The 21,597-nt window shown below is 66.0% G+C and carries 15 protein-coding genes; 9 read left to right on the forward strand and 6 right to left on the reverse strand.

The window, feature by feature from the left end:
• Positions 1-8: 8 nt before the first annotated feature.
• The 4 genes from ACE039_RS21595 to ACE039_RS21610 form a co-directional block, all read right to left on the reverse strand.
• Positions 9-1,499 (reverse strand): efflux transporter outer membrane subunit, encoded by a 1,491-nt coding sequence (locus ACE039_RS21595; protein ID WP_485823282.1) that lies wholly within the window; start codon positions 1,497-1,499, stop codon positions 9-11.
• 11 nt (positions 1,500-1,510) lie between these two features.
• Entirely contained in the window at positions 1,511-4,609 is a 3,099-nt protein-coding gene (locus tag ACE039_RS21600; RefSeq protein WP_485823283.1) for a MexW/MexI family multidrug efflux RND transporter permease subunit, read from the reverse strand.
• 16 nt (positions 4,610-4,625) lie between these two features.
• Positions 4,626-5,756, reverse strand: coding sequence for an efflux RND transporter periplasmic adaptor subunit (locus ACE039_RS21605; protein WP_485823284.1), 1,131 nt, complete (start codon positions 5,754-5,756; stop codon positions 4,626-4,628).
• Between the two features lie 156 nt (positions 5,757-5,912).
• On the reverse strand, positions 5,913-7,883 hold the full coding sequence (locus ACE039_RS21610) for a BCCT family transporter (RefSeq protein ID WP_485823285.1): 1,971 nt from the start codon (positions 7,881-7,883) through the stop codon (positions 5,913-5,915).
• A 125-nt stretch (positions 7,884-8,008) separates the two neighbouring features.
• On the opposite strand from ACE039_RS21610, the gene ACE039_RS21615 reads away from it, so the two are divergent.
• Positions 8,009-8,389 carry a VOC family protein gene (locus tag ACE039_RS21615; RefSeq protein WP_448708088.1) on the forward strand — a complete coding sequence of 127 codons (381 nt, stop codon included), beginning with the start codon at positions 8,009-8,011 and terminating at the stop codon, positions 8,387-8,389.
• Here the strand turns inward: ACE039_RS21615 and ACE039_RS21620 are convergent.
• A complete protein-coding gene (locus ACE039_RS21620) occupies positions 8,386-9,009 on the reverse strand; it encodes a TetR/AcrR family transcriptional regulator (RefSeq protein WP_485823286.1) in 624 nt (207 codons plus the stop codon). The two genes, ACE039_RS21615 and ACE039_RS21620, sit on opposite strands and share 4 nt — an antisense overlap.
• 190 nt (positions 9,010-9,199) lie before the next feature.
• On the opposite strand from ACE039_RS21620, the gene ACE039_RS21625 reads away from it, so the two are divergent.
• Genes ACE039_RS21625 through ACE039_RS21635 form a run of 3 tightly spaced genes read left to right on the forward strand, consistent with a single transcriptional unit; the run spans position 9,200 to position 14,963 of the window.
• Positions 9,200-10,327 carry an efflux RND transporter periplasmic adaptor subunit gene (locus ACE039_RS21625; RefSeq protein WP_485823348.1) on the forward strand — a complete coding sequence of 376 codons (1,128 nt, stop codon included), beginning with the start codon at positions 9,200-9,202 and terminating at the stop codon, positions 10,325-10,327.
• Positions 10,324-13,488: an efflux RND transporter permease subunit gene (locus ACE039_RS21630; protein ID WP_485823287.1), complete on the forward strand. Its 3,165-nt coding sequence runs from the start codon at positions 10,324-10,326 to the stop codon at positions 13,486-13,488. The genes ACE039_RS21625 and ACE039_RS21630 overlap by 4 nt, the downstream gene beginning before the upstream one ends.
• Before the next feature lie 2 nt (positions 13,489-13,490).
• A complete protein-coding gene (locus ACE039_RS21635; protein WP_485823288.1) occupies positions 13,491-14,963 on the forward strand; it encodes an efflux transporter outer membrane subunit in 1,473 nt (490 codons plus the stop codon).
• Positions 14,964-15,003: 40 nt separating this feature from the next.
• Here the strand turns inward: ACE039_RS21635 and ACE039_RS21640 are convergent, their stop codons facing one another.
• Positions 15,004-15,774, reverse strand: coding sequence for an IclR family transcriptional regulator (locus ACE039_RS21640; RefSeq protein WP_485823289.1), 771 nt, complete (start codon positions 15,772-15,774; stop codon positions 15,004-15,006).
• A 223-nt stretch (positions 15,775-15,997) separates the two neighbouring features.
• On the opposite strand from ACE039_RS21640, the gene ACE039_RS21645 reads away from it, so the two are divergent.
• From ACE039_RS21645 to ACE039_RS21665, 5 genes are all read left to right on the forward strand, one after another.
• The gene (locus tag ACE039_RS21645) at positions 15,998-17,017 is read left to right on the forward strand and encodes a Bug family tripartite tricarboxylate transporter substrate binding protein (protein WP_485823290.1); all 1,020 of its coding nucleotides are present in this window, start codon (positions 15,998-16,000) and stop codon (positions 17,015-17,017) included.
• Positions 17,017-17,901, forward strand: a complete 885-nt coding sequence (locus tag ACE039_RS21650; protein WP_485823291.1) for a polysaccharide deacetylase family protein — start codon at positions 17,017-17,019, stop codon at positions 17,899-17,901. The genes ACE039_RS21645 and ACE039_RS21650 overlap by 1 nt, the downstream gene beginning before the upstream one ends.
• Positions 17,898-18,668, forward strand: coding sequence for a polysaccharide deacetylase family protein (locus ACE039_RS21655; protein ID WP_485823292.1), 771 nt, complete (start codon positions 17,898-17,900; stop codon positions 18,666-18,668). The genes ACE039_RS21650 and ACE039_RS21655 overlap by 4 nt, the downstream gene beginning before the upstream one ends.
• A gap of 118 nt (positions 18,669-18,786) precedes the next feature.
• Complete coding sequence (locus ACE039_RS21660) at positions 18,787-19,923, forward strand: C45 family peptidase (protein WP_313460082.1); 1,137 nt, start codon at positions 18,787-18,789, stop codon at positions 19,921-19,923.
• A gap of 35 nt (positions 19,924-19,958) precedes the next feature.
• On the forward strand, positions 19,959-21,521 hold the full coding sequence (locus tag ACE039_RS21665; protein ID WP_485823293.1) for an ABC transporter substrate-binding protein: 1,563 nt from the start codon (positions 19,959-19,961) through the stop codon (positions 21,519-21,521).
• The last annotated feature ends 76 nt before the right edge of the window (positions 21,522-21,597 follow it).

Raw genomic sequence — 21,597 nt, forward strand, 5'->3', positions numbered from 1 at the left:
CGCGAAGGTCAGCCGGCGGATCCACCTGGCACCGCGGACCCATCAGGCACCGCCGATCCATCGGCGGCTATTGTTCCATCGCCCCCCGCCTCCCAACCCCCGCCCAGCGCCTTGTACAGCGCGATCAGGCGAGTGTAGGACTCGGTTTCGGCCACGGCAACGGCGTCCTGGGCGCGCAAAAGCGTACGCTGCGCATCCAGCACCGTCAAATACGGGGCGCTGCCTTCCCGGTAGCGCAACTGCGCCAGACCGGCCGCCCGGCTGCTGTGCTGGGCGGCCTGCGCCAGATTGCCCAGCCGCTGCTGCGTCTGGCCGAATTCGGTCAACGCGGCTTCCAGCTCTTCCACCGCCCGCAGCACGGTCTGTTCGTAACGCGCCACTTCGCCCTGCGACCGCGCCACGGCCCCGCGCTTTCTCGCCAGCGCCGTCGGCAAATGGAACGCCGGCCAGTTCACGCCCGACGCCACGCTGAACGCGCGGCTGGACGACGAACCGAAGTCCGCCCCGCGCAACGCGACAAAGCCCAGGAACCCGCCCAGATCGATACGCGGATAGAGTTCGGCGGTTGCCACGCCCACGTCGGCATTGGCAGCGGCCATGTTGCGTTCGGCCGCGACGATGTCGGGACGCCGCGACAGCAAGGCGCCCACGTCCCCGATCGGCAGGCGCGCGGTCAATGGCGCCAGGGGGGTACCGGCGTCCAGTTCACCCAGCTCTACGGGCCGCATCCCGGCCAGCACCGCGATGCGGTACCGCGCCAGCCGTCTTGCCGTTTCCTGCACCGGCACGCTGGCCTGCACGGTTTCCAGTTCGGCCCGCGCGCTGGCCAGGTCGCCCTCGTCGCCGCGGCCGGCCGACACCATCGCCTGGGTCACGCGCAGGCTGTCGCGCTGGCTATCCAGATTGGCGCGCGCCACGGCTAGCCGCTGTTCGGCGCCGCGCAGCTCGAAATAATTGCGCGCCACCTCCGCCGCGACCACGATGCGGGTTTGGGCCAGGTCAGCCGCCTGGGCTTCGCTGCGCGCCGCCGCGCTCTCGGCCGTCCGGCGCAGGCGGCCGAACAGGTCCAGCTCCCAGGTGGCGTCGAAGCCGGCCCGGTAGCTTTGGGCCAGATTGCGTTGCCCGGCCGCGCCCGCGTTGGCCTGGGACAGGCTGCGCTCGTAGCGGCCATCCAGGGTGACCGCGGGCAACTGGTCCAGCTCTTTCTCGTCCAACACCGCGCGGGATTCGGCCAGCCGGGCCTGGGCGATCCGGATGTCGTGATTGCGGGACAGCGCCAGGCCGATCAGGCGGTCCAGCTGCGGATCCTGCAATTGCCGCCACCAGTCCTGCTGCACCCGGTCCGTGGAGAACAGCGCCTGCTCGGGGCTGGCCAGCGCCACGGGCGCGGCCTGCGGTTTTTGATAATCGGGCCCTACCGCGCACCCGGCAGCGGCCAGGGCCGCCAACAGCACGGCAACGCCGCGGCGCAGGCGCTGAGAATGAAGATGATGATTCATGATCGGTTCCTTTAGTGCGCGCCGGCGCCGGCGTCAGCGGCCTGCGCCGCCGCCAGTTCGCGCGCGCGCGGGGTGTCGTGCGCCGCGCGGTGGTCGCGGGCGAAGACGGTGTAGACGGTGGGCAGCACGAACAACGTGAACAGCGTGCCGACCAGCAAGCCGACCACGATGACAAGGCCCAGGCTGTAACGGCTGTGCGCGCCCGCGCCTGCGGCGAACAGCAGCGGGATCAGCCCCATCACCATCGCCGCCGTCGTCATCAGGATCGGGCGCAGGCGGATGCGGGCCGCCTGTTCCATCGCGGCGCGCCGGTCCAGCCCGTGGCTGACCTGCATCTCGTTGGCGAACTCCACCATCAAGATGCCATGCTTGCTGATCAGGCCGATCAGCGTCACCAGGCCGATCTGGGTGTAGATGTTCACGGTGGCCATGCCCAGCGCCAACGGGATCAGCGCGCCGCAAATCGACATGGGCACGCTGACCAGGATGATGAACGGGTCGCGCAGGCTTTCGTACTGCGCGGCCAGCACCAGGTAAATGACGATGATCGCGAAGATGAACGTGATCATCAGCGCCGAGCCTTCCTGGCTGAACTGGCGCGCATCCGACTGCCAGTCGTAGCTGAAGCCCGCCGGCAACTGCTGTGCCTGCCGCGTCAGGAACTGCACCGCGTCGCCCATCGTGACGCCGGGCATCGGGATGGCCTGGAAGGTGGCGGCGTTCAGCTGATTGAACTGCGTCAGCGAATTGGGCTCCACCCCCATGGACACGGTCACCAGGTTGGACAGAGGCACCTGCGCGCCGCTGGCGCTCTTGACGTGGAACTGCGCCAGCGACGCCGGCGAGATGCGCTGTTCGCGCAGGCTTTGCGGGATCACGTCATAGGACCTGCCGTCCATGCCGAAACGGTTGACGTAGTTCTCGCCCACCAACACCGCCAACGTGTCGCCAATTGCTTTCATGGTGACGCCCAGGCTGTTGGCCTTGGCACGGTCCACCTTCAACTGCACCACCGGATTGTTGTAGTCCAGGTCGCTATCGACCACCATGAACAAACCGCTTTCGCGTGCCGCCTTCTTCAGGCTTTCCATGGACTCGTAGACCACCGGGTAATCGGCTGCGCTCATCAGCACCATCTGCACGGGCAAGCCGCCCGTGGACCCCGGCAGCGACGGCAGCTGGAAGGCAAAGATGTTGCTGCCTTCGACCTGGTTGGCCATCGCCTGCATGTCGGCCTGGAGTTCGTCGGCCGAGCGCGTGCGCGCATCCCACTCCACGAAGTCGACGCCGCCAATGCTGTTGGACACGCCGTCCGATCCGTTGATCAGCCAGCGCCCCCGCTGTTCCGGCAGCGTCTTCATGACGTCGTCCCATTTTTTGCCGAACTTCTCCACATAGTCGATGTTGGCGTGTTGCGGCGACTTGATTGCCGTCAGCACGGTGGACTGGTCTTCGACCGGCGCCAATTCGCGCTGCGCCGCGTTGTACAGGAACGGCAGGCTGACCAGCACGCCCACCGCGATCAGTCCGGTCACCCAGCGATGATGCAAAGACACGTCCAGCAGCCGGCCATAGGCGTCGCCCAGCCGTCCGAAGAAGCGCTCGGCACGCCGCGCCATCCAGCCTTCCGACACCCGGCTGTTCAGCAGGAAAGAGCTCATCACCGGCGACAGCGTCAACGCGATGACGCCCGACACGACCACCGCCCCCGCCAGCGTGAAGGCGAATTCCTTGAAGAGCGACCCCGTCAGGCCACCCATCAGCCCGATCGGCGCATAAACGGCCGCCAGCGTAATCGTCATGGCGATCACCGGCCCCGCCACTTCGCGCGCGCCGATCAGCGCGGCCCGCACGGGCGACTTGCCTTCTTCGATATGGCGGTGCACGTTTTCCACCACCACGATGGCGTCGTCCACCACCAGGCCGATGGCCAGCACCATCGCCAACAAGGTCAGCAGGTTCACGCTGAAACCGAACAACGCCATGATCGCCGCCCCGCCCAGCATGGACAGGGGGATGGTCACGACGGGAATCAGCACCGCGCGCAGCGAACCCAGGCACAGGAAGATCACCACGACCACGATGGCCACGGCTTCCAGCAGCGTGTGTATCACGCCGTCGATGGACGCGCTGATGAAACGGGCCAGCTCGAACGGCACCTGCACGCTGGTGCCCGGAGGCAGGTTCTGCTTGATGTTGGGCAGCAGCTCGTTCAGCCGCTTGACGATGACCAGCGGGTTGCCGACCGGGGTGGCGTTCAGGCCGAAATACACGGCAGGCTCGCCGTCCATCAGGCCGCTGGAATCGGTGGACGCCGCGCCCAGTTCCACCGTCGCCACATCGCCCAACCGCACGACGGCGTCGCCGTCGCGCTTGACGACCAGGTCACGGAATTCCGCCACGTTCACCAGGTCGGTGTTCACCTGGATGTTGGACACGACATACAGCCCCTTGGCCTGGCCCGGCGCGGCCTGCACGTTGTTGTCGCGCAGCGCCTGGGCCAGCTCGCCCGCGGAAATACCGCGCGCGGCCATCCGGTTGGGATCCAGCCAGACCCGCATGGCCAGCTTCTGGCCGCCATAGAGTTCGACGCTGGCCACGCCATCGATCGAAGACAGCTGCGGCTGGACGACCCGCGACAGATAGTCCGTCAGCGCCGCCAGCGACAGCGTGCTGCTGGAGAAGCCCACATAGGCCACGGCCGTCGCTTCGCCGGCGGACTTGACCAGTACGGGGTCATACACGTCTTGAGGCAGCCGGTACTTGACCTCATTGACCTTGGCCATGACCTCGGTCATGGCCTTGTTCGAATCGGCGTTCAACTTCATCCGGACCGTGATGACGCTACGGCCCTGCGTGGACGAGGACGACAGGTAATCGATGCCTTCCACGGTGGCCACCGACTGCGCGATGGGTTGCGTGACGAAGCCCTGCATCAGATCGGGGGAGGCGCCGGGATACTGGGTGGTGATGGTGATGGTAGTGCTTTCGGTCAGCGGGTATTGCCGCACGGGCAGGCCGCTTAGCGCCTTGATGCCCAGCAACAGGATCAGCGTGCTGACCACCAGCGCCAGCACGGGCCGGCGGACGAAGAGGTCGGTGAATCTCATGATTGCCCTCGCCTCATTACCGGGCTTGCGCCAGGGATTGCCGCGTGCCGTCCAGCGCCACGGTGTCGCTGGCGATGACGTCGACCGCCGCGCCGTTATGCAGGCGCAGTTGGCCAGACGTTACGACCTGGTCGCCGGCATCCAGGCCTTCGGTCACGACGACCCGGCCGCGCACGCGCTCGGCGGTCTTCACATAGGCTTGCCGCACGGTGGGCGCCGCGCCCTGCTGGTCCGCCGCAGGCGGCGTCAGGACGTAGACGGAATCGCCATAGGCGCTATAGCTGACCGCGGTCTCCGGCACGGTGATCACGCCGGGACGGTCGGGCAGGCCGACGCGGCCATGCGCGAACATACCGGCCACCAGCGCGCCGTCGGCATTGGGTAGCGTGGCCTGCACCCGCACGGTGCGAGACCCCGGGTCCACCTGGGGTTCCACCGTGGTCACCTGTCCGGTGAACTCGCGTCCGGCGTGGGCGTCCACGGTCACGGTGACGGGCTGGCCGGCGCGCAGGGCGCCCAGCGCCTGCTCGGGCAACGTGATGTTGGCATACAGCGTGGTCGCGTCGGTCAGCGACACCAGGGCGTCGCCGGCCTTGGCGAACTGGCCCAGATTGACGCGGCGCACGCCCAACAGGCCGTCGAACGGCGCCTTGACGCGCTTTTGCTCGATCAGCGCCTGCACCCGCTTGATGTCGGCGGCGGCCTGGTCATAGTCGGCCTGCGCCTGGTCCAGCTGTTCACGCGTGGCCGCCTGTTGCGGCAACAAGCGGCGCGTGCGTTCCAGCAAGGTCCGCGCATTGCGCGCCTGGGCTTGCAGGCGCGCCAACTCGCCTTGTTCGGGCGCGTCGTTCATCTGCACCAGCACTTGGCCGGCTTGCACGCGCTGCCCCGCCGTGAACAGAATCTGGGTGACGCGGCCGTCCACTTCGGCCGGAACCTGCACCTGGCGCGTTGCTTCGAGCGACCCGATGCCGGTCAACGCCACGGGAAAGTCCGCCCGTACCGCGGGCGCTACCGCCACCTTGGCCGGCGGCATCGTCCACCCCCCTTTCTGCGACGACCCGCTGAACTTCCAGACCAGTGCGCCCCCCGCCACGACCGCCAGCACGACGACACCCGCCGCCCATGCCCCTGATTTCGCCTTCATGATTCGCTCTCTATTTAACCAAGAATATGCTTGGATAATCCATGATTCCTGCGAATCCGTCAAAGCGGCTAAACCAATCCCCGGCATAGCGGCTTCCTATGGACGAAAAAAAACCGCCGGAATCCGGCGGTTTTTGAAGGGGCAACGCGCAGTGCGCTAGGTCCGGACCATGTGCAGGTAGTGACGATGGCGCTCGTATTGATCCAGGATGTCGCCGATGACGGCGTCCCGGCTCCAACCCATGATGTCGTAATCCTGCCCGCCTTCACGCAGGTGGACTTCCGCGCGGAAGTACTTGCGCTCGTCCTCGTCGGCGGCCTCTTCCGGCGTAAGGCTGGGGCGCACGAAGGCCTCGGGCTGCACGGCATACGAGAAATCCAGGTGTTCGCCATGGGACACCTCCAGGACGGCACTGCCGTCGCTGTCGTTCTCCCGGACCTCGACGGCATAGCCCTGCTTGCGCAGTTCGTCGGCCACGTCATCCAGCGCCGGCCGCACGACGTCGCTGATGAAGCGCTGCACGTGGGCGCGCCGCGGCATCATCACCATGTTGCGCAGGCGGCGTTCCCAGGACTGCCCGCCGCGTGCCGGACGCGACAAGGTCAACGACTGGTACCGGATGCCACGCTTGGTGGCGTCCAGCTTCAGCGCCTTGAACAACCCCCACACCGCCAACAGCAGAATGACGGAGAACGGCAACGCGCTGGCAATCGTGGCCGTCTGCAAAGCGGTCAGGCCGTCGGCCAGCAGCAGCGCAATGGCCACCGCGCCCATCAGCAGCGACCAGAAGATGCGCTGCCATACCGGCGTGCGATCCGAGCCACCGGAGGCCAGCAGGTCCACCACCAGCGCGCCCGAGTCGGCCGACGTAACGAAGAACACCGCCACCATCACGATGGCGACGATGGACAGCACACCGCTCCAGGGCAGATGTTCCAGGAAGGCGAACAGGGCCAGTGAGGAATCGGCCTCGACGACTTCCGCGAAGCCCTGCACCTTGTCGACCAGAATCATATGGATGGCCGTATCGCCAAACACCGTCATCCAGAACAGCGTGAAGCCGGCCGGCACCAGCAAGACGCCGGTCACGAATTCGCGGATGGTGCGGCCACGCGAGATACGGGCGATGAAAAGGCCCACGAACGGCGACCACGCAATCCACCAGCCCCAATAGAACAGCGTCCAGCCGCCGATCCAGTCGGTGGGTTCATAGGCGTAGAGGTTGAAGGTCTTGTTGACGATGTCGGAAAGGTACGCGCCGGTGTTCTGCACAAAAGTCTGGAACAGGAACACGGTGGGACCGACGATCAGCACGAACAGCAGCAGCACCGCCGCCAGCACCAGATTGGTCTCGGACAGGATGCGGATGCCTTTGTCCAGGCCGCTGGCGACCGAGATGGTGGCCAAGCCGCAAGTGATGACGATCAGGATGATCTGCGTGGTCACGCCCACCGGAATGCCGAACAGGTGGTTCAGCCCGCTGTTGATCTGGGCCACGCCCAGCCCCAGCGACGTGGCCACTCCCAGCACGGTACCGATGATGGCGAAGATGTCGACGGCGTGGCCGATAGGGCCGTGGATGCGGTTGCCGATCAGCGGATACAACGCCGAGCGCAGCGTCAGCGGCAGTCCGTGGCGATAGCTGAAGAACGCCAGGATCAATGCCACCACCGCGTAGATGGCCCAGGCGTGCAAGCCCCAATGGAAGAACGTGATCTTCATGGCTTCGCGCGCGGCGATGGCGGTCGCGCCCTCGCCGACCGGCGGCGACATGAAGTGCATCACCGGCTCCGCCACCCCGAAAAACATCAGCCCGATGCCCATGCCCGCTGAAAACAGCATCGCGAACCAGGTGAAATTGCGGTAGTCCGGTTCACTGTGGTCCGGGCCCAGCTTGATGTCGCCGTATCGGCTGACCGCCAGGAACACCACCGCAAGCAGGATGATGGCCACGACCAGGATGTAGAACCAGCTGGCGTTGCCCAGGATCCAGCTTTGCACGGATTCAAAGAGGCTTTGCGCGGACTTGGGTGCGAGGATCGCGAATCCCACCAGCAGCAGCGTGAAAATGGCCGCCGGGAAAAACACGGGCCGATTGATCGTGGATGGTCGGGTTTCTGAAGTCATGCTGCCGCTCCTTTCGCCCGAGGGATGGAAAAACCGGCGCAGGCCCCCCTCAGTCTGGCTGCACGCCGCAGGTATTACTATCACGGCCAGCGTAAGGCTGACAATCTGAAATAACGGAGAAGCACGTGATCGATCATCTAGACCACCTGGTCCTGACCTGCACCGACCCCGATGCCACTGTGGATTTCTACACCCGCATCCTGGGCATGCGCCTGGAGACTTTCGGGGCGGGCCGCCAGGCGTTGCGCTTCGGCAACCAGAAAATCAACCTGCACGTGCGCGGCCACGAGTTCGAGCCGAAAGCGCACTTGCCCGTGCCGGGCGCGCTGGACCTGTGTTTTATCGCCGATCGGCCCCTGGACGAGGTAATCGCCCGGTTGAACGAGGCCGGCGCCACGATCATCGAAGGGCCGGTGCCGCGCACGGGCGCCACCGGCAAGATCCGTTCGGTGTATCTGCGCGATCCGGACCTGAATTTGATCGAAATATCAGAATTACAGGGCTAATTGGGCTGCGGGTCGCCGAAGACCACGCGGCGGAAGAATCCCGACAATACCGCTTCGGTCATTTCCAGCGTGACGCCCTGCGGATCGAAGGCATAGCTGAACTGCATGCCGTCCGACAGGGCCAGCAACCCCACGGCCAACTGCTCGGCCGGCATCGGTAGCGGCGTGCCCACATGCTGGGAAAACTGGCGGACGTATTCCGTGGTGGCGGCGCGCAGTTCGCGCAGGCAATCCGTGAAGCCGACCCGGAACTCCGGGTCGCGCGCCGCCTGCAGCTTGCCTTCCATCCAGAGCAGGAAACAGTCGTTTTCACGGTGGTGCGTGCTGTAGTACTCAAGCACGCGAGCTTCCATTTGCGGGCGCGATTCGCCGTCTTCGAAGATGGCGCGCATGTCGGCCATTACTTTTTCGTGGTCGCGCCGGAGCAACTGCAGGAAAAGCTCGGACTTGCTGCCGAAATTGGAATAAAAGGCCCCGCGCGTGTACCCCGCCAATTCGGCGATATCCTCGACGCTGGCGGCCACAAAGCCCTTGCTGAGAAAGACCGATTGCGCGGCGTCGAACAGGCGCTGGCGCGTCTGGTCTCGGCTTTGCTCACGGGTAAGGCGGATTTTTGACATGGCGCGAGTTTAGCACTGGCCGCCCATTCAAATACAGTCTTGTATCTGAATTCATAGTTGCATTAGAATCCAGGCCGTATCGAGTTTGACTCGCCTTCTTTTGCCCCGTTTCCGCGCCGCGAGGTGTTTCGTGAATTGTCCTGACCCTTGCGCGATTCCTGCCGCGCACGACCTTGCCGCTGCCGCGGCATTGCCCTCTTCTGCCCCGCGCCGCTGGACCCGCCGGCTGGCCTTGCCGGCCGTCCTGGCGCTGGCCGCGGCGCTGTCGGGATGCGGCCGCCAGGAAGCGCCTCCCCCCACGCCGCGCCCCGTGGTCGCCATGCCGGTGCAGGCCGATGAGCGCCTGCCTGCCTGGACGCTTCCGGGCGAAGTGCAGGCTCGCTACAGCACGCCGTTGTCGTTCCGCGTGGCCGGCAAGATCATCGAACGCCATGTCAGGTTGGGCGACACCGTCACCCCCGGCCAAATCGTGGCCAAGCTGGACCCGGCCGACGCCGCCAAGAACGCAGCAGCCGCGAAGGCTCAGTTGTCGGCCGCCCAGCATCAACTGGACTATGCGCGCCAGCAATTGGACCGGGACCGCGCCCAATCGCGTGAAAACCTGATTGCCGCCACCCAGCTGGAACAGACCCGCAACGCGTACGCCTCGGCGCTGGCGCAGCGGGACCAGGCCGCCCAGCAGGCGGCGCTGTCGGCCGACCAGCTGAAATACACGTCCCTGCAAGCCGACCACGCGGGCGTCATTACCGCGGAACAGGCAGACACCGGCCAGAACGTGGCCGCGGGCACGCCCGTCTACCAATTGGCCTGGTCCGGCGACATCGACGCCATCTGCGACGTGCCCGAAAGCGTGCTGGCCGCGTTGACCGTTGGCCAGCGCGCCAGCGTCACGCTGGGCCCGCTGCCCGGCAAGACCTTCACCGCCACCTTGCGCGAGATCGCCCCCGCGGCCGATCCGCAAAGCCGCACCTACCGAGTCAAGCTCACGCTGGATTCCCCATCGCCCGACGTCCGGTTGGGCATGACCGCCAACATCAGCTTCGACAACCGCGGCGTGGACAATCAGGCGACGTATACCGTGCCGGCCACCGCGCTGTTCCATGATGGCAAGCAACCGGCGGTCTGGGTGGTCAAGCCGCAAGAAGACACGCTGGAGCTGCGCCGCGTGCAGGTGCTGCGCTACGACGCGCGTTCGGTCACGTTGTCCGGCGGCGTGCAGGCGGGCGAGCGCCTGGTCTGGCAAGGCGTGCATACCGTTTCGGCGGGCGAGCGCGTCCGCGCGGTACCTCCGCTGCATCCCGAGGATTTCGCGTCATGAGCGCGCCGGACCGCGAGGCTGGCCACAGCCACGAAGAAGGCAAGTTCAACCTGTCGGCCTGGGCGCTGCGCCACCAGCCGCTGGTGATCTTCATCATTACGCTGGTGACGCTGTTCGGCGTGCTGTCGTATTCCAAGCTGGCGCAATCCGAAGACCCGCCCTTCACCTTCCGCGTCATGGTCATCAAGACCCTTTGGCCGGGCGCGACGGCGCAACAGGTGCAGGAACAGGTCACCGACCGCATTGGCAAGAAGCTTCAAGAGACCGCCAATACGGATTTCCTGCGCAGCTACTCGCGCCCCGGCGAATCGCTGATCTTCTACACCATGAAAGATTCGGCGCCGGCCAGCATGGTGGCCGATCAGTGGTATCAGGTGCGCAAGAAAGTCGGCGACATCCAGGCCACCTTGCCCCAGGGCGTGCAGGGTCCGTTCTTCAACGACGAATTCGGCGACGTCTACACCAATATCTATACCTTGCACGGCGACGGCTTCCCGCCCGCGCAACTGCATGACTATGCGGACACGCTGCGCACCGTGCTCCTGCGCGTGCCCGGGGTCGCCAAGGTCGACTACTTTGCCGACCAGGCCGAACACGTCTACATCGAAATCTCGAACACGCAGCTGACGCGGCTGGGCGTGTCGCCGCAACAGATCGCCCAGGCGATCAACACGCAGAACGCGGTGGCCGGCGCCGGCACACTGACGACCGCCGACGACCGTATCTTCGTGCGCCCCACCGGCCAGTTTGAAAACAGCCGCGCGCTGGCGGATACGCTGATCCGCGTGAACGGCAAGTCGATCCGGCTGGGCGACATCGCCACGATCCATCGCGGCTACGACGACCCACCCATCGAACAGATGCGCGCGGGCGGCAGTCCCGTGCTGGGCATCGGCATCACCATGCAGCCCGGTCAGGATGTGGTGCGGCTGGGTAAATCGCTGGGCGCGACGTTCGAAAAGCTCAAGGCGCAATTGCCGGCCGGCCTGACGCTGACCGAGGTATCCAGCATGCCCCAGGCGGTGTCGCATTCCGTCGACGACTTCCTGCGGTCGGTGGCGGAAGCCGTCGCCATCGTTCTGATCGTCAGCCTGGTGTCGCTGGGCTTGCGCACGGGCATGGTCGTGGTGATTTCCATTCCGGTGGTGCTGGCGGTCACGGCGCTGTTCATGGATGTGTTCGGAATCGGATTGCACAAAGTGTCGCTGGGCACGCTGGTGCTGGCGCTGGGCCTGCTGGTGGACGACGCCATCATCGCCGTGGAAATGATGTCGGTGAAACTGGAACAAGGCTGGAGCCGCGCCCGCGCGGCGGCGTATGCCTACACCAGCACCGCGTTTCCCATGCTGACCGGCACGCTGGTCACGGTGGCGGGCTTTTTGCCGATCGCGCTGGCCAAGTCCAGCACGGGCGAATACACGCGGTCGATCTTCCAGGTGTCCGCCATTGCGCTGATCACCTCGTGGTTCGCCGCCGTGGTGCTGATCCCGCTGCTGGGGTATCGCCTGCTGCCCGAGCGCAAGCGTGAATCCCATCTGCCGCACGATCACGAACACGACATCTACGACACCCGCTTCTACCAGCGCCTGCGCGGCTGGGTGGCCTGGTGCGTGGACCGGCGCTATTGGGTGCTGGCGGCCACCGTGCTGATTTTCGTCGTGTCGATGGCGGGCTTCAAACTGGTACCGCAACAGTTCTTTCCCAGTTCGGACCGCACCGAACTGCTGGTGGACGTGCGCTTGCAGGAAGGCGCGTCGTTCGCCGCCACCCTGCGCCAGGTCGAACGGCTGGAAAAGGCGCTGGATGGCCGGCCCGAAATCGACCATTCGGTCAGTTTCGTCGGCACGGGCGCGCCGCGCTTCTACCTGCCGCTGGACCAGCAGCTGGCCACGCCCAACTTCGCCCAGTTGGTCATCACCGCCCATTCCGTGGAAGACCGGGAAAAACTGGCGCAATGGCTGACGCCGATGCTGCGCCAGGAATTCCCCGCCATCCGCACCCGGCTGTCGCGCCTGGAAAATGGGCCGCCCGTGGGCTACCCAGTGCAGTTCCGCGTCAGCGGCGACAAGATCTCCGACGTGCGCGCCGTGGCCGAAAAGGTTGCCGCCGAAGTTCGCGCGGACAACCGTTCCGTGAACGTGCAGTTCGATTGGGACGAGCCGTCGGAACGTTCCGTGCGCTTCGAGATCGACCAGCAGAAGGCGCGCGAGCTAGGCATCAGTTCAAGCGACATTTCCGACTTCCTGGCCATGACCCTGTCGGGCTACAACGTGACGCAATACCGCGAGCGCGACAAGCTGATCAACGTCAGCCTGCGGGCACCGCGCGACGAACGCGTCGACCCCGCTCGCCTGGCTACGCTGGCCATGCCCACGCCCAACGGCCCCGTGCCGCTGGGCAGCCTGGGACAGGTGCGCTATGACCTGGAATACGGTGTGATCTGGGAACGCGACCGCCAACCCACCATCACGGTGCAGGCCGACGTGGCCAGCGGATCGCAGGGCATCGACGTCACGCACGCCATCGACAAGAAGCTGGATGCGATCCGCGCCGAGCTGCCCGTTGGTTACCGCATCGAAGTCGGCGGCCCGGTCGAGGAAAGCGCCAAGGGCCAGTCGTCCATCAATGCGCAGATGCCGCTGATGGCAGTGGCCGTGCTGACCCTGTTGATGGTGCAGCTGCAAAGCTTCGCGCGGGTGCTGATGGTAGTGCTGACCGCGCCGCTGGGACTGATCGGCGTGGTCGCGGCGCTGCTGCTTTTCGGCAAGCCCTTCGGCTTTGTCGCGATGCTGGGGGTGATCGCCATGTTTGGCATCATCATGCGCAACTCGGTGATTTTGGTCGACCAGATCGAGCAAGACATCCTGAACGGGCACAAGCGCGTGGATGCGATCGTCGGCGCCACGGTGCGGCGCTTCCGCCCCATCGTGCTGACGGCCGCCGCGGCGGTGCTGGCCCTGATCCCGCTGTTGCGCAGCAACTTCTTCGGCCCCATGGCGACGGCGTTGATGGGCGGCATCACCAGCGCCACCGTGCTGACGCTGTTCTTCCTGCCCGCGTTGTATGCGGCCTGGTTCCGCGTGCGCCATGACGAACGCGACGAACCGGAAGGCGTGCCGCCCGGCGCCAACGCCGCCGACACGCTGCAACGAGGAACCTGATGATGATGAACCTTCGCCTCCGTTCGGCCAGACTGCCGCTGGCGCTGCCCCTGATCCTGGTGCTGGGCGCCTGCGCCTTCGCCCCGGACAGCAAGCCGCCTGCGGTGACGCCGCCCGCGCAGTACGGCGTGGAAGCCACGCCCGCTGCGGGCGCCACCGCCCAGGGCGTGGCGCAACGTTTTGAACAAGGTGCGCGCCCGGTGCCAGAGTGGTGGAAGCGCTATGGTTCGCCCGCGCTGGACGCGCTGGTGGAAGAAGGCCTGGCCAACAGCCCCAACCTGGCCGCCGCCGAACGCAACCTGGCGGGCGCGCGCGAGCAACTGCGCGCGCAAGTCAATTCGTCCTTGCTGCCGTCGGTGGACGCCGGCGCGAACGCCAAGCGCAACCGGGCGCTGACGATGCCGAACCTGCCCGAGCCCACGGCGCTATACAACGTCTTCACCGGACAGATCCAGGCCACCTACGACCTGGACCTGTTCGGCGCCGCACGCTTCGCCAACGCCTCGCTGGCGGCGCAAGTCGAACAGCAGGCGTTCCAGCTGGAATCCGCGCGCCGATCGCTGGCAGGCAATATCGTCACCGGCGCCATCACTTCCGCCTCGCTGGCCGAGCGTGTGGCGCTGACGGAAAAGCAGGTGGTGCTGTTGCGCCAGGTGGCGCGCGATACGCAGCGCCGCTACGAACTGGGATCGGCATCGCAGAACGATGCGCTGGACGCCGACCAGGATGCCGCCACGCTGGAAGCCTCGCTGCCCGGCCTGCGCGCGCAATGGCACGCCACCCGGCACGCGCTTGCCGTGCTGCTGGGCCGCAGCCCCGACCAGGCCCCGGACGATCTGGCATTCGGCACGCTGGCGGTGCCGCCGCAGGTGCCGGTGGTGGTGCCGTCGGAACTGCTGGCGTCGCGCCCGGACATCCTGGTGGCCGATGCCGTGGTGCAAGCCGCGGCGGCCGACGTGGGCGTGGCCACCGCGCAGTTGTTCCCAAGCCTGTCGCTATCGGCGTCCATGGGCAAAGGCGGCTTCAGTTGGCCGTCGGCGCTGTCGGGCGCCGGGCCGATCTGGGCCATCGGGGCATCGCTGACACAGCCCATCTTCCATGGCGGCGCGCTGCTGGCCGAACGCCGCGCCGCCCAGGAACGCTATCAAGCCGCCGTGCTGCAATACAAGCAGACCGTGCTGACCGCGTTCCAGGATGTGGCCGATACGCTGTCGCGACTGGACGCCGACGGCCAGGCGCTGGCATCGGCCGAGGCGTCGCGGCGAGCGGCCGAGCAGTCCTACCGCAATACGGCAAGCCGGGTGCGGCTGGGCGCGCTGGCGCCCTATACGGAATACGCGGCCGAACAGCATTACGTGGCAGCGCGGCTGCGCGAACTGGAATACGCGAATGCGCGCCTGACCGAAACCGCGGCGCTGTTCCAGGCCATGGGTTCGCCCACGCGGGCACCGGAGACCGCCGCCAGGCAGCCCTGACGCGACCCGCTGCGTTTGACTTGAGACAGGCCCCTGCCGCCTACGGCGCGGGGGCCTGTTCTTTCATGCGCGCGGCCAGGGCCAACGATTCGATGCGGCGGGCGGCGGACTGCAGCAGCGCCGTCGTCTTGTCCTGCGCAATCGTGTTCAGCCGGGTCGCCAGGAAGGTGACGGTCAGCGCGCCGAAGATGCGCCGGTCCTCCTGAAAAACCGGCACCGCGATGCCCGCCCGCTCGGGCGAGATCTCGCCCACGCCAAGATAGGCGCCCTGCACGCGGATCGTGTCCAGCTTCGCCGTGAATTCGCCCAAGGTATCGCCCAGGCCCAGCGCGCGCACTTCATCCGTGTGCGCCTCAAACAGTTTGCGCTGGTCCTTGCGCGGCAGGAACGCCACGATGGTCTTGGCCGTTGCGCCACGGAATAGCGGATGCGCGCGGCCGCGACCGTGCGGGATGCCCAATTCGTCAGGGCCGCGCTCGTGGTGGATGTTCAGGATGCGCAAACCGTGGATCACGCTAAGCAGGACGTCGCCGCCCACTTGATCGACCACCTCGCGCATGATCGGCCGCGCCACGGCCAGCACCGGGTCACCATCGATGATCAGGTGATCCAGTTCGATGATGCGCGGCCCCAACTTGTAGCCGCCGCCCGTCATGCGCAACAAATAGCCCAGATCAGACAGGTCGCGAATGTAGCGGTAGCCCGTGGGCGCCGAATAGGCCAGCCGGGAAATGATGTCTTCGGCCGTGAGCACCGGAGTGTCAAGGCTGAAGAGGTCGAGAATCGCCAGGGCTCGCTTCAGGGTGGACATGGGTCTTGGGGGGCAAGGAACAACGCGGGACCGGCGCAGCGTATCACAGCGTTCCGCGCCGCCGCCGCGTGCCATGAAGCCAAGCTATCGGCATCTTTCCAGTGATGACCCTCTGGCTATCATCTTTCTTGTTTTTATCATTTATAGATAAATACTAATTGGTGACTCTGTTTTTTTATCGAATAATGATAGTTAACGAAAAACAGAACCCAAGGGGAACCCCATGAAGCAGCTACCCAGCAGCAACGAACGGCATGGCGGCGTCAACCGCCGTCAATTCCTGACGGCTGCAGCCGCAGCCGTGGCCGGCGCGGCGATCGTCCGCCCCGGCCAGGCCTGGGCGGCGGACTATCCGGCGCGCGCCGTCCAGTTCATCGTGCCTTTCCCTGCCGGCGGCGGCACGGACCTGGTGGCCCGGCCGCTGGCGCAGGGCATAGGCGAAGCGCTCAAGCAGAGCGTGGTCGTCATCAACAAGGGCGGGGCCGCGGGCAACATCGGCACCCAGCAGGCCGCGCGCGCGGCGCCCGACGGCTACACGTTGGCGCTCGGTTCCACCGGCACTCACACCGTCAACCAGAGCCTGTACGACAACATCGGCTACGACCCGGTCAAGGACTTCGAGCCCGTGTCGATGGTCTGCTACTACAACAACGTGCTGGTCGTGCATCCGTCGTTTCCGGCACGCACGCTGCAGGAACTGGTCGCGCTCATCAAGGCCAATCCGGGCAAGTACTTCTACGGCATCACGCAGAACGGCAGTTCGGCGCACCTGGCCATGGAACTGCTTAAAGCCACGGCCGGGCTGGACCTGCCCGGCGTGCCGTACAAAGGCGCGGCGGCGGCCGTCAACGATTTCCTGGGCGGGCAGTTTCCCATTCTGATGGACGTCGTGATCAACCAGCAGCAATTCATCCACGGCGGCAAATCGCGCCCGCTGGCGGTGACGTCCGCGCAGCGTGCGCAGGCGTTGCCGGATGTGCCTACCGTCGCCGAGTCCGGCTTCCCCGGTTATCAAGCCATCGGCTGGAACGGCGTGTTCGTGCCCGCCGGCACTCCGGCCGCCATCGTCAAGACGCTGAACGGCGCGGTGCAAAGCGCGCTTAAACAGCCCGCGCTGGCGCAATTGACGCAAAACGGGCTGGAGCTGCATGGCGGCACACCTGAAGAACTGGGCCGCTTCGTTGCCAGCGAAAGCGAGAAATGGCGCGCCCTGATCAAAAACGCCAACATCAAGGCCACCTGATGCAACGAATTCCCTACGGCGCGGCGATCCGCGCCGACGACAATCCCTGGCTGCCGCTGGACCGCGAATTGCGCGCCCAAGGGTTGCGAGCGGCAAGCGCGGCGCCCGTGCGCGCCGTGGTCTGCGTCACCGTCCACGTGGACGGCCCGGCGGTCGAAGTCGGCCGCAAGCAATTCCCGGCGGGCCCGTACACGGCAGGCCGCTACGCCATCCGGCGCGGCGTTCCCCGGCATCTGGAGATTCTGGCGCGGCACCGCATGGCCGCCACTTTCTTCGCCTGCGGCTACGACGTCGAACACTACCCCGCCCCCTTCCACGCCATCCTGGCCGCCGGCCACGAAATTGCCGCGCACGGCTATCTGCACGAAGCCTGGGACCTGGGCGACGAGGAGCCCGCGCTATTGGCGAAGACCCACCGGATCATCCAGCAGGAACTGGGCGTGACGCCGGTAGGCTGGTGTTCGCCGTCCGGGCGCAAGAGTCATCGCACCTTGCCGGCGCTGCGCGAGCTGGGCTACTGCTATGACGCCAGCGAAAAAGACCAGGACCGGCCCTATCTGGCCGATGACGACGCCGGCTTCATCATGCTGCCCAACAACACCGTGTCGCTGGACGACTATCCGTTCTACTTTTCCGGCCACAGCCTGGCCGCCGAAGCTTACGACAACTGGGTCCAGGAATTCGAGGCCCTGCGCCAAGCGGAAGGCTATGTCCACCTGACCGTGCATCCCAAGGCGGCTGGCGGTTCCGGCACGCCCGCCCGCGCCGCGGCCCTGGACCGCTTCCTGGGCCATGTCGCCGCCCAACCCGACGTGCATGTCATGACGCTGGAAGCGCTGGCCCGCCACTGCCTGGCCCACCCCGACCACTGGAGACGCGCATGACCGCCCCCAAGACCGTGCTGGTCACGCTGAACGTGCAAGGCGTCGGCCCCGAAGCCGCCACGCAACCCGAAACCGCGCTGCATGGGCGCGATGCGCATGGCCGCTACGCCTACGGCGGCGGGCTGGCCCGTGTGCTGGACATGCTGCGCCGCCAGGGCATCCGCGCAACGCTCTTCTGGCCGGTATTCGAAGCCGAGCGGTGCCGCGACCTGCTGGAGCAAAGTCTGCGCGACGGCCACGAAGCCGCCTCCCAGGGCAATGCCTTCGAAGACCTGAGCACGCTGGGCGACCGCGAAGGCGAGGTGCTGGAACGCGCCCGCGACCGCCTGGCCCAATTGACGGGCGTCGCGCCGCAGGGTTTCCGCTACACCAGCAGCGCCTTTTCCGCGCGCACCGTGCCGTTGCTGCGGCAACTGGGCTACCGCTACGACAGCAGCGCCATCGATGACGACGCGCCCTACGCCCTGGACCTGGACGGTGGCGCGGGCATGGTCGAACTGCCCTGGAGCGAAGGCCTGTGCGACGCCACCCACTTCAGCCGTCGCGTCACTCAGGACCGCGCCTACGCGCATTGGGTCGAACAGGGCGACGCGCTGCTGGCGGCCGAGGGCTACGCCTGCCTGACCTTGCATCCGCGCGCCGACAACGGCGTGGGCCGCGCGGCACGGCTGCAGAAAGTGGAGCAATTGCTGGAACGCTTCCGGGCGGCGGGCGCGACGTTCACGACCTGCGGCGACCTGGCGGCTCACGCCCTACAGCGGGAATAAGCATCATCAGCGCGTCACTGGGTAAACCCTGAGCAATATTGGCGCCAAAATAAGCTAACATTTTTGCAGATTTGAATCCCCTTCCGACCCCACGGCGCGCGTCGCCGCTTACCCGTCCATGACCCAGATCACCCAATTCCCCTTCGTATCGGTTTCCGGCACGCCCGAAGCCCGTGGCCGCGCTTATGGCCAGCAAGCCGCCAACCGTGTGCGCAAAAGCGCGGCCATGTACGGCCAGACCCTGGTCGACCTGGGCTACGACGCCATGGCGCGCACCGAGCTCATCGCCCATTTCGCGCGCGAGATCGAGGACTTTGCTCCGCACTACCTCGAAGAAATGCGCGGTATCGCCGCAGGCGCCGACGTGTCGTTCGAAGACATCGTCATGGTGAACGCCCGCACCGAAGTCGTCGCCAAGGCGCGCGCCGAAAAGAAAAAAGCGGCCGAACTGGAACCCGGCGACGGTTGCACCGGCGCGTTGATCCTGCCCACCCGCTCGGCCAACGGCAACCTGATCCACGGCCAGAACTGGGACTGGCGCGCCGAATGCGCCGAAACCGCCGTCGTGCTGCGCGTGCGCAACGACAACGGCCCCGACATCCTGACGTTCGTGGAAGCCGGCGGCCTGGCACGCAGCGGCCTGAACAGCGCAGGCGTGTCCATCACCGCGAACTATCTGGAATCCGACCGCGACTTCCGCCAGTTGGGCGTGCCGCTGTCGCTGATCCGCCGCAAGGTGCTGGAACAGCAGCATTTCGCGCTGGCCATCAAGGCCGTCGCCACCACGCCCAAGTCGTGCTCCAACAACATCATGATCGGCATGGCCGCCGGCTTCGGCGTCGACTACGAATGCACCACGGATGAAGCCTTCCCGATCTACCCCGGCGCCGACGATCTGATCGTGCACGCCAACCACTGGGTCAGCGAAGTGGCGCTTGGCAAGCTGCGCGACACCGGCCGCGCCAGCACACCGGAAAGCGCTTACCGCGACTGGCGCGTGCGCCGCCTGCTGAACGAGAAGACGGCACTGACGCGCGAAGACCTGAAGCGCGCGCTGTTCGACGACTTCGGTTCGCCCTACTCCGTTTGCCGCCCGCCGCGCCCCGGCAGCCACGACAACTTGTCGGCCACGGTCGCCATGGTCGTGATGGAACCGGCTGCGGGCCTGATGGAAGTGGCGCCGCTGCCGGCGCTTAACCGCACGTTCACCCGCTACAGCCTGACGGCAGAACCTGAACTGCTGGCCGCCGCCTGACCGGCAACGCGTCCGCGCAACCCGAGGAAATATCAATGAAGCATCATTGTCTGCACGCCGTGGTTGCGCTGGCGCTTGCCAGCCTGGCTGGCGCGGCGGTCGCGCAATCGGCGCCGCCGCTGCGTATTTCGCTGACGGCCGACATCCGCTCCACCGAGCCCGGCGTCAACCGCGACAGCAACAGCGACGCGGTCGTGCTGCACATCGTTGAAGGCCTGGTGGCCTACGGCGAGGACGCCGAAGTGCGCCCACTGCTGGCTAAATCGGTCGACATCAGCGCCGACGGCAAGACGTATACCTTCAAGCTGCGCGATGGAATCAAGTTCCACAACGGCAAACCGATGACGTCGGCCGACGTGCTGTGGACCTGGCAGCATTACACCGCCGCCAATTCCGGCTGGCGCTGCGCCAGCGAATTCGACGGCCGCGGCACGGTGAAGGTGACCGGCGTGGAAGCGCCCGACGCGCAGACGGTGGTGTATCACCTGGAAAAGCCTACCAGCCTGTTCCTGGCGTCGCTGGCCCGCACCGATTGCGGCGGCACCGGCATCCTGTCCAAGGATTCGGTCGGCGCGGATGGTGCCTGGATCAAACCCGTGGGCACCGGCCCATTTGAATTGGCTGAATGGAAGCGCGGCGAATATATCCGCCTGACCAAGTTCGCCGGCTATTCGAACCTGGATGGCAAGCGCGACGGCTATACCGGATCGAAGCGTCCGCTGGTGGATGAAGTCCGCTTCATGATCGTGCCCGACGATTCCACCGCCAAGGCCGCTTTGCAGCGCGGCAACATCGACATCATCGAAGACGTGTCCAACAACGACGTTCCCGTTCTGCAAGGCACGCCGAATGTGAAGGTGGCCTACGCGCCGGTGATGAGCATGACGGCGCTGCTGCTGCAGACCAAGGACCCGGTGCTGTCCAGCCCGAAGATGCGCCAGGCCTTGGCCCACGCCATCGACTACAAGCAATTGGCCGCGGCCGTGACCGAAGGCCTGGCCCAGCCCAATAATTCCATTGTGCCGCTGGTCTCGCCCTACCATGACGCGGTCCAGAAGCAAGGCTGGAATTACGATCCGGCGCAGGCGCAAAAGCTGCTGAAGGAAGCGGGCTACAAGGGCCAGGAACTATCGATCCTGACCACCAAACGCTACCCGCAGTCGTATAACTCGGCGGTGATCGTGCAGGCGATGCTGCAGTCGATCGGCATCAACGCGCAGTTGTCGGTGGTGGAGTGGGCGACGCAGCTGGACCGCTATAACGCGGGTACCTACCAGATGATGACGTTCCCGTATTCGGCGCGCCTGGACGCGGCGCTGAACTACGAGATGGTGACGGGCGACAAGGCCAAGCAACCGCGCAAGGTCTGGGATAACCCAGAGGCCGCGAAGCTGGTGGCAGCGGCGTCCGTCGATACGGACCACGCCAGGCGGCAGGCCACGTTCGATCAACTGCATCAGTTGTTCCTGGCGGATGTTCCCAGCATTCCGCTTTATAACGGCCTGGATATCGGCGCTTACCGGAGCAGCATCAAGGGGTATCAACCTTGGGCGGTGAAGAAGCCGCGTGCATGGGAAGTGGAGCGGGTTTCTCAGTGAGCGCCGGCTGCATTAAGTAGGCCGCCCATCGGCGGCGCCACCCGGATGGCGCGCGCCCACGATTGCGGTCCGGAGC

The organism is Achromobacter maghribensis (genome assembly GCF_057334215.1).

Coding starts and splice junctions, on each gene's coding strand:
- ACE039_RS21595 (WP_485823282.1), bottom strand. CDS start 1,499: ATGAATCATCATCTTCATTCTCAGCGCCTGCGCCGCGGCGTTGCCGTG.
- ACE039_RS21600 (WP_485823283.1), bottom strand. CDS start 4,609: ATGAGATTCACCGACCTCTTCGTCCGCCGGCCCGTGCTGGCGCTGGTG.
- ACE039_RS21605 (WP_485823284.1), bottom strand. CDS start 5,756: ATGAAGGCGAAATCAGGGGCATGGGCGGCGGGTGTCGTCGTGCTGGCG.
- ACE039_RS21610 (WP_485823285.1), bottom strand. CDS start 7,883: ATGACTTCAGAAACCCGACCATCCACGATCAATCGGCCCGTGTTTTTC.
- ACE039_RS21620 (WP_485823286.1), bottom strand. CDS start 9,009: ATGTCAAAAATCCGCCTTACCCGTGAGCAAAGCCGAGACCAGACGCGC.
- ACE039_RS21630 (WP_485823287.1), top strand. CDS start 10,324: ATGAGCGCGCCGGACCGCGAGGCTGGCCACAGCCACGAAGAAGGCAAG.
- ACE039_RS21635 (WP_485823288.1), top strand. CDS start 13,491: ATGATGAACCTTCGCCTCCGTTCGGCCAGACTGCCGCTGGCGCTGCCC.
- ACE039_RS21640 (WP_485823289.1), bottom strand. CDS start 15,774: ATGTCCACCCTGAAGCGAGCCCTGGCGATTCTCGACCTCTTCAGCCTT.
- ACE039_RS21645 (WP_485823290.1), top strand. CDS start 15,998: ATGAAGCAGCTACCCAGCAGCAACGAACGGCATGGCGGCGTCAACCGC.
- ACE039_RS21650 (WP_485823291.1), top strand. CDS start 17,017: ATGCAACGAATTCCCTACGGCGCGGCGATCCGCGCCGACGACAATCCC.
- ACE039_RS21655 (WP_485823292.1), top strand. CDS start 17,898: ATGACCGCCCCCAAGACCGTGCTGGTCACGCTGAACGTGCAAGGCGTC.
- ACE039_RS21660 (WP_313460082.1), top strand. CDS start 18,787: ATGACCCAGATCACCCAATTCCCCTTCGTATCGGTTTCCGGCACGCCC.
- ACE039_RS21665 (WP_485823293.1), top strand. CDS start 19,959: ATGAAGCATCATTGTCTGCACGCCGTGGTTGCGCTGGCGCTTGCCAGC.